The 12,269-nt window shown below is 63.9% G+C and carries 11 protein-coding genes and 1 tRNA gene; 8 read left to right on the top strand and 4 right to left on the bottom strand.

Going from position 1 to position 12,269, the window contains the following annotated elements; all coding sequences use genetic code 11:
* The first annotated feature begins 196 nt into the window (after positions 1-196).
* Positions 197-1,651: an NCS2 family permease gene (locus NO363_RS10095; protein WP_256684831.1), complete on the top strand. Its 1,455-nt coding sequence runs from the start codon at positions 197-199 to the stop codon at positions 1,649-1,651.
* A gap of 104 nt (positions 1,652-1,755) precedes the next feature.
* Here the strand turns inward: NO363_RS10095 and ade are convergent, their stop codons facing one another.
* The 3 genes from ade to NO363_RS10080 form a co-directional block, all read right to left on the bottom strand.
* A complete protein-coding gene (ade, locus tag NO363_RS10090) occupies positions 1,756-3,426 on the bottom strand; it encodes an adenine deaminase (protein WP_256684829.1) in 1,671 nt (556 codons plus the stop codon).
* Positions 3,423-4,739, bottom strand: a complete 1,317-nt coding sequence (locus NO363_RS10085) for a 5'-deoxyadenosine deaminase (RefSeq protein ID WP_256684827.1) — start codon at positions 4,737-4,739, stop codon at positions 3,423-3,425. Before NO363_RS10085 ends, ade begins: the two co-directional genes overlap by 4 nt.
* Before the next feature lie 395 nt (positions 4,740-5,134).
* Complete coding sequence (locus tag NO363_RS10080; protein WP_256684826.1) at positions 5,135-5,371, bottom strand: DUF5816 domain-containing protein; 237 nt, start codon at positions 5,369-5,371, stop codon at positions 5,135-5,137.
* A gap of 94 nt (positions 5,372-5,465) precedes the next feature.
* On the opposite strand from NO363_RS10080, the gene NO363_RS10075 reads away from it, so the two are divergent.
* Positions 5,466-5,870 (top strand): universal stress protein, encoded by a 405-nt coding sequence (locus NO363_RS10075; protein ID WP_004051197.1) that lies wholly within the window; start codon positions 5,466-5,468, stop codon positions 5,868-5,870.
* Between the two features lie 34 nt (positions 5,871-5,904).
* Here the strand turns inward: NO363_RS10075 and NO363_RS10070 are convergent, their stop codons facing one another.
* A complete protein-coding gene (locus tag NO363_RS10070; protein WP_256684822.1) occupies positions 5,905-6,906 on the bottom strand; it encodes a mechanosensitive ion channel family protein in 1,002 nt (333 codons plus the stop codon).
* 192 nt (positions 6,907-7,098) lie between these two features.
* Between NO363_RS10070 and NO363_RS10065 the strand changes: the two genes are divergently transcribed.
* The 6 genes from NO363_RS10065 to NO363_RS10040 all read left to right on the top strand — a co-directional run bounded on the left by NO363_RS10065 (position 7,099) and on the right by NO363_RS10040 (position 12,255).
* A complete protein-coding gene (locus NO363_RS10065; protein ID WP_256684820.1) occupies positions 7,099-8,010 on the top strand; it encodes an ABC transporter ATP-binding protein in 912 nt (303 codons plus the stop codon).
* 28 nt (positions 8,011-8,038) lie between these two features.
* Positions 8,039-9,472, top strand: a complete 1,434-nt coding sequence (gene sufB / locus NO363_RS10060; RefSeq protein WP_256684819.1) for a Fe-S cluster assembly protein SufB — start codon at positions 8,039-8,041, stop codon at positions 9,470-9,472.
* Between the two features lie 3 nt (positions 9,473-9,475).
* Positions 9,476-10,687 (top strand): Fe-S cluster assembly protein SufD, encoded by a 1,212-nt coding sequence (gene sufD / locus NO363_RS10055; RefSeq protein ID WP_256684818.1) that lies wholly within the window; start codon positions 9,476-9,478, stop codon positions 10,685-10,687.
* A gap of 85 nt (positions 10,688-10,772) precedes the next feature.
* Positions 10,773-11,255, top strand: coding sequence for a ferritin-like domain-containing protein (locus NO363_RS10050; RefSeq protein ID WP_256684817.1), 483 nt, complete (start codon positions 10,773-10,775; stop codon positions 11,253-11,255).
* A gap of 25 nt (positions 11,256-11,280) precedes the next feature.
* Positions 11,281-11,712 (top strand): metal-dependent transcriptional regulator, encoded by a 432-nt coding sequence (locus NO363_RS10045; RefSeq protein ID WP_256684816.1) that lies wholly within the window; start codon positions 11,281-11,283, stop codon positions 11,710-11,712.
* Between the two features lie 439 nt (positions 11,713-12,151).
* Positions 12,152-12,255: transfer RNA gene (locus NO363_RS10040), tRNA-Gln, on the top strand.
* The last annotated feature ends 14 nt before the right edge of the window (positions 12,256-12,269 follow it).

Raw genomic sequence — 12,269 nt, 5'->3', positions numbered from 1 at the left:
CATAACTGTTGTGCCTAGACGTTTATTATCCAAAAGGTTCGTGACGATATCGTTTGTATTCTTAATAATTAAATACACAGTATTGAGGCCGTATATCTGGCCGACTGCGGCGATATGCGGCAATATTCAATTATATTACATCATTACTCACGAACGACCCCAACAATTAAGCCGGTAGGTAGTATGGGAACATATTATGGCAGGTGGTAACAAGCAGTCTGCGAGTGGAGAGAGCGAGGGTGGGTTGGTAACGACCGCGCTCGCGAGCTACTTCGGCTTCGACGAGCACGGCACCGATCTCCGAACGGAGATCGTTGCGGGGGTCACGACCTTCCTCGCGATGTCGTACATCATCGTCGTCAACCCGGCGATACTGGCCGGCATACCCAGTGAGGGCAAGCCCGGAATCGTGATGCAGGGCTACACCCCGGTTGAGGTCCAACAGATGCTGACGGTCGTGACGATCGTCGCGTCGGTGATCGCGCTGCTGGTGATGGCGCTCTACGCCAACCGTCCGTTCGGGCTTGCGCCCGGGCTCGGGCTGAACGCCTTCTTCGCGCTGACGGTCATCGGCACGATCGGGGTTCCGTGGCAGACCGCGCTGGCGGCGGTGTTCACCGAGGGTGTGATCTTCATCCTGCTGACGGCCATCGGCGCGCGCTCGTACGTGATCAGACTGTTCCCCGCCCCGGTGAAGTACGCCATCGGCACCGGGATCGGCTTCTATCTCGCGATCATCGGGCTCCAGGCGATGGAGGTCGTCGTCGCCGACCCGGCGACGCTCGTGACGCTCGGCTCGGTCGCGTCGAACCCCGTCGCACTGCTCGCGGTGTTCGGGCTGTTCGTCACGCTCGCGCTGTACGCGCGCGGAATTCGCGGCTCGATCGTCGTCGGCATCGTCCTCACGACGGTGCTCGGCTACCTTGCGACCGTCGCCGGGTTCGTCGATCCCGGCGTCCTGTTCCCCGCGACGCTGCCGAGCGCCCAGTACGACATCACGCCGCTGATCGGTGCCTTCCTCAGCGGGTTCGCCAACGTCGACGCGTTCGTGTTCTCGCTCATCGTGTTCACGTTCTTCTTCGTCGACTTCTTCGACACCGCGGGGACGCTCGTCGGCGTCGGCCAGGCCGGCGGCTTCCTCGACGAGGACGGCAACTTCCCGGACATCGACAAGCCGCTGATGGCCGACGCGGTCGGCACCACGGCCGGCGGGATGATCGGCTCCTCGACGGTGACGACGTTCGTCGAATCCGCCACCGGTGTCGAGGAGGGCGGACGGACGGGGATGACGGCGCTGGTGATCGCCGCGCTGTTCCTCGTCGCGCTCGTGATCGTCCCGTTCGCGGCCGTGATCCCGCAGTACGCCTCGCACATCGCGCTGGTCGTCGTTGCGCTACTGATGCTCAGAAACGTCGTCGACATCGAATGGGACAATATCGCCCACGCGATCCCGGCCGGGCTGACGATCCTCGTCATGCCGCTCACCTACTCGATCGCCTACGGGATCGCCGCCGGCCTGATCTCCTACCCGATCACGAAGACCGCCGTCGGCGAGTTCGAGGACATCAGCATCGGCCAGTGGCTGATCGCCGCCGCGTTCGTCGTCTACTTCTTCGTCCGCACCAGCGGGATGCTCCAGGGCGCGATGTAACCCTCTCGCCCTGTTCGACCGAGCAGCCACGACTCGGGCGACGAAAGCGACGACGAACGCCTCGCCATTCAGAACCTCTCCACTTTTCGAACGTCCGAACAGTGCTACCGATCGCGGACGGTGTCGACGTACTCCATCGTCGCGACGTCGACGAGCCCGTTGTTGGTGAGTCGGAGCTCGGGGATCACTTCGAGCGAGAGGAAGGACAGCTCCATCAGACCGCCGTCGTGATCGAGCCCGATCGTCCGGGCTGCCGCCTCGACCGCGCCGAACTCCTCGGCGACGACGTCGAGCGGATCGTCGGACATCAGTCCCGCCACCGGCAGCGAAAGCGCGGTCGTCTCCCCGGAGGCCGGATCGTGGACGGCGACACCGCCCTCGATTTCGCGGAGCCGGTTCGCGACCGTCGCCATCGCCCTGTGGGACGCACCCGCGACGACGACGTTGTGCGCGTCGTGGGCGACGGTGCTCGCGACTGCGCCGCGATCGAGCCCGAGCCTGTGGACGAAGCCGCGACCGATACTGCCGTCGCCGTCGTGGCGCTCGACGACGGCGAGCGAGAGAACGTCCTCGTCCGTATCGGGCTGGAGCACACCATCCGACCGAGATACGCTGGTCTCCAGCCGTGCGGTCTGGAGTCCGCCGACGGCGTCGATCGCCCGTATCGGGACCGTCCCGTCGCCGTCCGGGGCTTCGATCGCGAGCTCCGCAGCCTCGACCGGCTCGAACGAGACGGTGTCGGTGGGGATCGACGACGACGGCGGTTCCTGGACGTCGGCGGTCGGATCGAGCACACCGTCGATCATCACGTCCGTGGGGGTCCACGGATCGAGCTCGTCGAGCAGGACGAGATCGGCCGGCGAACCGGGTTTGAGCCGGCCGAACGGCAGGTCGTAGCTCTCGGCGACGTTGATCGTCGCCATCCGGATCGCGGTGACGGGATCGACACCCTCGTCGATCGCCGTGGCGACGGCGAAGTCGATCCCGCCGTGCTCGACGAGATCGGTCACGTGACGATCGTCGGTACAGAGGCCGAGCCACCGATCGTCGACCGCCTCGACGAGATCGAGCAGGTCGACGAGGTTCTTGCTCGCCGACCCCTCACGGAGATAGACCCGCAGACCGACGTCGGCCTTCGCGCGCGCCTCCGCGAGCGTGATGCTCTCGTGATCGCTGTCGAGATGGCGCGCCGCCTCCTGGAGGTCGTCGCCGCGAACCCGCGGCAGGTGGCCGTCGACAGGGAGTCCACGCTCGCGGGCGGCGTCGATCTTCGCGTGGACGGCTTTGTCGCCAGCGACGACGCCGGGGACGTTCATCACCTCGCCGAGCGCGACGACACGAGGCGCGTCGAGCAGGTCGGCGACCGCGTCGGCGTCGAGGCTCGCGCCGGTGTCCTGGAGGTCCGATGCGGGAACGCTCGACGGGACGGTGATGCGCGCCTTGAGCGGCGTGTGCTCGGCGTCGTCGATAGCGGCCCGGACGCCCGCCGCGCCGCAGACGTTCGCGATCTCGTGGGGATCCCAGACGACGCCCGTCACGCCGCGCGGGACGACCGCCGCGCCGTAGTGGGGGAGTGTCACCATCGACGATTCGACGTGCATGTGGGCGTCGATCAACCCCGGCGCGACGTAGCCGACCTCGATCTCGCGGTCGGCCGGGTGCTCGGCGAGCGCGACGATCTCGCCGTCGTCGATCGCGACCGCGCCCTCGTCGAGCTCACCGGTATGGACGTTCACCAGCGTGCCGCGGATCAGCGTGTCGACCGTCGTCGTCACGGCGCTTCGGCGGCGAGCGCGTCGATGTCGAGATCCACGCTCCGTGCTTCCCGGCGGATCGCCGCCGCGTCGACGTGCGCGAACTCGCCGTCCTCGTAGAGCACGTTGCCGTCGACCATCGTGAACTCGACGTCGTCGCCGTGCGCCGCGAAGACGAGATGCGAGAGTACATCGTGCAGCGGCGTCGCGCGCGTGAGATCGGTCGAGAGACCGATGATGTCGGCCTTCCAGCCCTCTTCGAGCTTGCCGACGCGCTCGAAGCCGGCGGCGTCGGCCCCGTTGATCGTCGCCATCTCGAAGACCGTCTCGGCGGGCGTGCTCGTCGGATCGAGCGCGTCGACCTTCTGGAGCAGGCTGGCCTGGCGCATCTCCGTGAACGGGTCGAGCGTGTTGTTACACGGCGGGCCGTCGTTGCCGAGCGCGACGTTGATCCCGCGATCGAGGTAGTCGGGCACCGGCGCGATGCCCGAGGCGAGTTTCATGTTCGACGACGGGCAGTAGGTGACGTGCGTGCCGGTCTCGGCGAGCACCTCGCGCTCGGTTTCGTCGGTGTGGACGCAGTGGGCGAGCACGACGTCCTCTCCCGTGAGTCCGACTTCGTCGAGCCAGTGGATGTTGCGATAGCCGGTCTCGCGCTCGACGGTCTCGATCTCGTCCTGGTTCTCGCTCGCGTGCGTGTGAATCGTCACCCCGTCGTACTTGTCGGCGAGCTCGCGCGCGCCGCGGAGACAGTCCTCGGAACAGCTCACTGCGAACCGTGGCGTCACCGCATAGCGGATGCGATCGTCGAACGCGCCGTGATATTCCTGGATGAGCTGCTCGCTCTCGTCGAGGCCGGCATCGGTCTCCTCCAGCAGTCCGTCGGGCGACTCCTGATCCATGAGCACCTTCCCGAGTCGCCCGCGGATACCGATCTCGCCGGCTGCCTCGAAGGCACGGTCGGCGTGCGCCACCGAGAGATGGTCGATACAGGTGGTCGTGCCGCTCTCGATGCATTCGAGATAGCCGAGTTTGGCGGCCGCCTCCATCCCGTCGGCGTCGAGGTTTGCCTCCATCGGGAGGATGTAGTCGAACAGCCAGTCCAGTAGTGCCGTGTCGTCGGCGATCCCCCGTCCGAGACTCTGGACCGAGTGGATGTGACCGCCGACGAGCCCCGGCGCGAGCACGTCGTGGTCGCTCGTCTCGTGATCGGGGTATTTCTCCTCTAGCGACGCCGCATCGCCGACGGCGGCGATCCGTTCGTCCTCGACGACGACCGCCCCATCGCGGATGACGGTGTGTGCATCGGCAACGACAGTGCCACGTAATAACATGACGAAATACTGATTCCTGGTCAACGAACAAAAAGGTTGCTAAGCGATGGCCAACAGTGAAAAATGACGTAACATCCGATACGGTTTCATACCATAAAACAGAGAAAACATCACAAACGAACCGATTACTGTTCCGATTCCGTGTCGTCGGGGAGATCGGTTCCGCACTCCCGACATTGATTCGGTTGCCACGCAACGGTTTTGACGACGGACTGGACGGCATCGCACTGCGGACAGTATTCCTCGGTGTCTGGTCCCTTGCTGTACGGCAAACTGTGGCCGGTGCATCGGATCGATCGAGGGAAGTATTTATTGTCTAGCCTATACTTCTTCCCCACGCTCCTAAATGCAAATCGAAAACTGATCGAAGCGATCCCGTTCGTCGGCAGCGCCATTCACTCGTGGGCTGCGTCCCACTCGTCGGGCTTCTTGATGTTCGCACAGCGATTACATTTGAGACGGCCCATCGCGTCCATCGCGTTGTCGACGGTCTCGCAGTTCCCGCAGAGATAGCCCCATCGCTGCTCGGCGTGCTCGTCGGTGTAGACGACGAAGAACGGTCCCTTCGAGCCGCGCACTGTTTGCTCGCGGTCGACGTAGCGGGTCCGCCCGTCGACCATTGTCGCCTCCATGGGTCGACTGGGCGCTCGAACGGCAAGTGACTGCTGGGTTGCGCTCGCGCCGAAATGGAAACGTTCAGGCGTCTCCGACGGTTTCCTCCGTTATATGACGCTGGTCGTCGTGCCCGTTCGCTATCCGCTGAGCGAGCACTCGCGGCGGACCCTCAAGACCGCTATCGACGTCGCCGACGAACACGATGCGGCCCTCAGCGTGCTGCATATCGATCTCTATCATTCGAGCAAGCGCGTCACTCAGTCGGCGCTGAAAAACGCCGTCGAAGAGGCCTTCGGCCCGCTGTCGAACACGCGCTACGCCGTCCGACCGGGATTCCTGGTTGAGGAAACGATCCTCGACGAGATCGCCCTGGAGGACGCCGATATCGTCGTCATCGGCCGCAAACAGACCAGCCGCTGGCGGCGGATGGTCGATCGACTCATCGACGAACCCGACGTCGCCGACTTCCTGCGCGAACAGCTCGATTGTCGGGTCGTCACCGCGTCGGCCGACTAACCGCTGAGTTGGCAGGGAGAGCGCAATCCGTGGCTCAGCGCGGTCGCTCCGTGATCCCGGCATCGTCCGGCTCGTCGAAGACCACCTGTCGATGGGGGTACGGGAAGCCGATGTCGGCGGCCTCGAACGCCTCCCAGATATTCTCTTGGACGCGCGAGCGCACTGCCGTGAGCTTGTAGGGCTCTTTCACCCAGTACCGAAGCCGCAGCGAGACGCCGTTGTCGGCGTATTCGTCGATGTAGCAGGTCGGTGCGGCCGGATAGCGCGCGCTGCCGATGCGGATGTCCGGCCCGCCGCCGATGACGATGTCGTCCTCGCGGGCCGCCCGTTCGATACGGGATCGTGCCTCGGCGAGATCGCACTCGTAGGGCACCAGCACGTCGAGCGTGAGCCGTGTCCGGAGATCCTCGGCCGAGTAGTTGATCACGTCGCGTTCACGGATCGTCCCGTTGGGGATCACCAGAAAGGTGTTGTCGAGCGTGAAGATCTTGGTGTACTGGAAGGTGATCTCCTCGACGAACCCGCGTGTGCCGTCGTCGGCGTCGACGATCTCGATCATATCGCCGATCTCGTAGGACTGATCGGAGAGGACGAACAGCCCGCTGATGATGCTCCCGAGGATCGGTGCGATGACGACACCGGCCGCCGCCGTCAGCACCGTCACCGACAGCAGGATGTCGTCGAGTCCGACGCCGACGAGCGCCGCCGCCGTCAGCACCGCGAGGAACATGACGGCGACGCGTATCGAGCGCAACACGGCCTGACTGACGCTCGGACGGCGAAAGCGCCGGGCGACGCGGCGACCGATCAGCCTGACGAGCAGTTTGCCGCCGTACCACGCGAGCGCGAGCACGAGGACGGCGAGGACGGCACGCACCCACCACTCGGGTACCCATTTTGGGAGGAGTTGGCTGGCGGTCTCGACGGCCTCCTGCGAGCCCTGCTCGAAACTCCCGTTGGTGCCGTTGGTTCGGTTGCCGTCCGGTGTGGCGAGCTGGAAGCGGCGGACGCTCGTCAGCACGCCAACGGGGTCCATACGCCCGGCTCAGCGCCGTCGCGAAAAAGGGTTACGGACGCACCCGCTGACGGTGCGCATCGAGCCGACGGGAGCGTCGGTCACAACAGTTCTCTTTCGCGCAGGGGAAAATGATTTTCCCTCATCGAAAATCGTTACGGGTGAATGGAAACGATTATGGGTGTCACGAGCCAACGGGTGAGTGATAGGACGATGGCACGTTTAGAACTCGATGACCTCCACGCAGAGGTCGCAGAGGGCGGCGAGAAGATCCTCGACGGAGTGGACCTGGAAGTCCGGTCGGGCGAGATCCACGCACTGATGGGGCCGAACGGCTCGGGCAAATCGACCACCGCGAAGGTCATCGCGGGGCATCCAGCCTACGAGGTCACCGGGGGTGCGGTGCGCATCCATCTCGACGAGGACGAATTCGACGGTATCGAGATCCCCGACGAGATGCGTACCTGGGACCTGCTCGATCTCGAACCGAACGAGCGCGCGGCGCTCGGCGTCTTCCTCGGTTTCCAGTATCCCGCCGAGATCGAGGGCGTCACGATGGTGAACTTCCTGCGCACGGCGCTCAACGCCAAGCTCGACGAGCGCGAGGAGCTGTTCGAGGACGACGAGGGCGAGGCCGAAGAGGCCGACGACGAGGACGCAGGCTACGAGACCTCGCCGATGGAGGGTGACATCGACGAGGGTGAGGTCGGCGTCGCGGAGTTCCAGGAGATCATGTCCGAGAAGATGGAGCAGCTGGACATGGACGCAGAGTTCGCCCAGCGCTACCTGAACGCGGGCTTCTCCGGCGGCGAGAAGAAACAGAACGAGGTGCTCCAGGCCGCAATCTTGGAGCCGTCGATCGCGGTGCTCGACGAGATCGACTCGGGGCTCGACATCGACCGCCTGCAGGACGTCTCGACGGGCATCAACGCACTGCGCGACGAGCAGGGCGCGGGCATCCTCCAGATCACGCACTACCAGCGCATTCTGGATTACGTCGAGCCCGATCACGTCCACATCATGCTCGACGGCCAGATCGCCAAGAGCGGCGATGCCGATCTCGCCCGCAAACTCGAGGACGAGGGCTACGACTGGGTTCGCGAGGAAACCTACGAGACAGCCTGATAAGGCTTCAACTGCTACGAACCATACAATGAGTTCAGACCAAGACCACCTACGAGAGACCGACTCGGAGAAGCGCTTCGAGTTCAAGAAAGAACAGAACGCCGCGTTCGCGGCCGAGAAGGGTGAGCTGGACGAGGAGACCATCCGGCTCATCTCCGAGGACAAGGACGAGCCCGAGTGGATGCTCGAGCGACGGCTCCGTGCGCTCCGGCAGTTCCACGCGATGCCGATGCCGACCGACTGGCCGAGCCAGCCCGATCTGAGCGAGGTCGACGTCGAGGAGATCGTCCCGTACATCCGCCCGGACGTCGACATGCGCGGCAGCGTCGACGACTGGACCGAGCTGCCGGAGGAGATCCAGGACACCTTCGACAAGCTCGGCATCCCCGAGGCCGAGAAGAACGCGCTCTCGGGCGTCGGTGCCCAGTACGAATCGGAGGTCGTCTACCAGAACATGCAGGAGCGTTGGGAGGAGAAGGGCGTCATCTTCTGCAACATGGACAAGGCGGTGCAGGACCATCCCGAGCTCGTCAAGGAGCACTTCATGACGAGCTGCGTGCCGCCGTCGGACAACAAGTTCGCGGCGCTACACGGTGCGATCTGGTCGGGTGGCTCGTTCGTCTACGTCCCCGAGGGCGTCACCGTCGAGATGCCGATCCAGGCGTACTTCCGGATGAATTCGGAGGGAATGGGCCAGTTCGAGCACACGCTCATCATCGCCGAAGAGGGATCGGAGGTCCACTACATCGAGGGCTGTTCCGCACCGCAGTACTCGAAGTTCAACCTCCACTCCGGCGGTGTCGAGGTCTTCGTCGGCGAGGACGCCCACGTCCAGTATTCGACGGTGCAGAACTGGTCGAAGAACACCTACAACCTCAACACCAAGCGCGCGATCTGTGAATCCGAGGGGACGATGGAGTGGATCTCGGGATCGATGGGGTCGAAGGCCACGATGCTCTACCCCTCGACGATCCTGAAGGGTCGCGGTGCGACCGACAACCACATCACGATCGCCTTCGCGGGCGAGGGCCAGGACATCGACACCGGTGCGAAGGTCTACCACAACGCGCCCCGGACCAAATCGACGATCGAGTCGAAGTCGATCAGCAAGGACGGCGGTCGCACGAACTACCGCGGTCTGATCCACATCTCCGACGGCGCGGAGAACTCTAGCACCTCCGTGGAGTGTGACGCGCTGATGTTCGACAACGAGTCGACCTCCGATACGATGCCGTACATGGAGATCGAGGAGTCGAAGGTCGACGTCGCTCACGAGGCCACGGTGGGGAAGATCGGCGACGAGGACGTCTTCTACCTCCAGTCGCGCGGACTGGACGACGACGACGCCAAACAGATGATCGTCGCCGGCTTCATCGAGCCAATCACCGAGGAGCTGCCGATCGAATACGCCGTCGAGCTCAACCGACTGATCGAGCTCGAGATGGAAGGGAGCCTCGGGTAATCGATGAGTGCACAGCTCCACGCGAACCTCACGGAAGCACAGGTTCGCGAGATATCCGAGAGCCTCGACGAGCCGGAGTGGCTGCTCGAAACGCGCCTCGACGCGCTCGACGCACTTGACGAGCTCGACATGCCCGACGTCATCCGGACGCCGGGGCGTAACTGGACGAACCTCTACGATCTCGATTTCGCGGGGTTCGTCGATCCGCTCAACGCGGCCGAGGAGAAGGACCAGGTCGGTCCCGACGAGGTCGAGGTCATGTCGATCACCGAGGCGCTCGACGAGCGCGAGGAGCTCGTCCGTGAGAAATTCGGCTCGGTCGTCGATCCGACGGAGAACTATCTGACGGCGCTGTCGACCGCGCTATTCTCGACCGGCACGGTCGTCTACGTCCCCGACGGCGTCGACGCCGAGGACGTCACCGTCCGGACGCGGATGAACTCGCGGTCGCTGTTCAACTACACGCTGGTCGTCGCCGGCGAGTCGAGTTCGGTGACGATCCTCGAACGCCAGACCACGGGCGAGGACGTGGACGGCGAGCGCTACTACTCGGGACTCGTCGAGATCGACGCCGACGAGAACTCGAACGTTCAGTACGGCTCGCTCCAGAACGTCGATCAGGAGACGTACACCTACTCGCTCAAGCGTGGCCACGCAGACACCTACGGCACGATCGACTGGATCGAGGGCAACGTCGGCTCGCGACTCACCAAATCGTCGGTCGAGACGCGACTGCTCGGCGAAGGTGCCGAATCGCAGATCGTCGGGGCCTTCTTCGGCCACGACGACCAGCACTTCGACGTCGCCTCGCGCGTGTGGCACGAAGCCGAGCACACGACCGCCGATCTCGTGACGCGGGGCGTGCTCGACGACGAGGCACGCTCGGTCTACGAGGGCGTTCAGGACGTGGGTTCGGCGGCCTGGAACACCAACTCCTACCAGCGCGAGAACACGCTGATGCTGAGCGACGAATCGGAGGCCGACGCCTCGCCGAAGCTCATCATCAACAACCACGACACCGAGGCGAGCCACTCTGCAACGGTCGGACAGGTCGATCAGCAGGACCTGTTCTACATGACCTCGCGCGGGGTCTCGCCGCGGGCGGCGCGGAACATGCTCGTCGAGGGCTTCTTCGTGCCGGTGCTCGACGAGATCGCCGTCGAGGAGTTCCGCGACGATCTCGACGAGCTCGTGGCGGCGCGCCTGCGGGAGTAATCGCTTAAGGGGTTGGATTCCCCACTCAGGCTATGGACACGAACGAGGCATTGGTTTTCGACCACGCTGCGCGCGGGAGCGCTCCGTGAGCGTCAGCCAGCCGGTGGCCTCGGACCACCAGCTCGCCCGACTGCTCCAGATCGGGATGGTGCTCGAAGAGGTCGTCGAGGCACGCGCGCACCAGCATTATCGCTCCGTCAGCGCGGATCTCGACACCGAGATCGAGGCGCTGTTGGAACACGCCGCCGAGGAGTCGGCCGATCACCGCGATCGGCTGGCGGCGCTGATCGACGATCTCGACGCCGAGCGGATCGCCTTCGAGCAGATCGAGCCGCTCGTCGCCGACCACTACGACCGCGACCGCGACACCGATGGTGTGCTGTACGATCAACTGTGCAACGAGGAGACCGCTTACAAGTTCTATGACGATCTCATCGCCGCTATCGAAGCGAGTTCGGCGACGTTCGGTATCGACCGCGAACACCTCGTCGAGACGCTCTCAGCCATCCGTGAGGAGGAGGCCGACGGCGCGGAGGAGGTCACGCGTCTGATGGAGGCGCGCGAATGAGCCACGGCCACTCGGGGTGGCACATATGAACACGGCCGAGCAGTATCTGAAGGCGATCTATCTCGTCCAGCAGGTCGAGAACGGGCCGGCGGCCACGGGGCGGTTGGCCGATTCGCTCGACGTGAGTCCGGCGAGTGCCAACGAGATGATCGGAAAACTCGAAGACCGCGGGCTCGCCGACCACGAGAAGTACAAAGGCGTGACGCTCACCGACGAGGGGATCGAGCGGGCTCGTGACTCGCTCCAGACCTACTGCATCATCGAGCGCTTCCTCGTCGAAGTGCTCGACGTCGAGGACTTTCGTACCGAAGCCAGCCAGCTCGAAAGCGTCATCGACGAGACGGTCGCCGAGCGACTCGACACGATCATCGACCGCGAGCCACAGTGTCCGGACTGTTTCGCCCCCGACGAGGACGTCTGTGCGCTGCTCGATGCCGAAGGCGGGGCTGCCGACTGAGGAATCCGTTTGTATCACGACGAACTGTTCGTACTGTGGAGCAGAGATGTCCGTTGTTCGATCGAGGCTCGAAACGACGGACAGAGGTGTCTTCTGCGATCAGCAGTGCCACGGTAACTGGCTCTCGGAAACCGTCGTCGGTAAAGATCACTTCAGTACTGACGAGGGTGGTGGCGAACGAGAAAACAGGCATTGAAACGTGACGAGTACAGATATCAAACTTGCTGGAAAACGGAAGGACGGCTCGGCCGAAGACCGGACGTACATCATCGCAAACGGGTTCGAGACTTCGACCGTCCACAGGATGCACATACGTTGGACGAGGTCATCGCGCTCTGCCGGAGTTGTTACCGTCGTGTGGAATCCGGTGATGCGGAAGCACCGCTACCGCCAAACGAAGGATAACGCTATTATGCAGCGAGAAGATACTGAGCCACGTAGTCCCGTGGTGTAGCGGCCAATCATAATGGCCTTTGGACACGAATGGTCCCGACCTTTCGTGGGAGAAAGCCATTGACGGCGGTTCGAATCCGCCCGGGACTATACATATGTTGACA

The sequence above is a fragment of the Halococcus qingdaonensis genome, assembly GCF_024508235.1.
Lineage (GTDB): Archaea > Halobacteriota > Halobacteria > Halobacteriales > Halococcaceae > Halococcus > Halococcus qingdaonensis.
The sequence above is the reverse complement of the archived record's forward strand: the minus strand, read 5'-3'. Positions and strand labels throughout refer to the sequence as shown.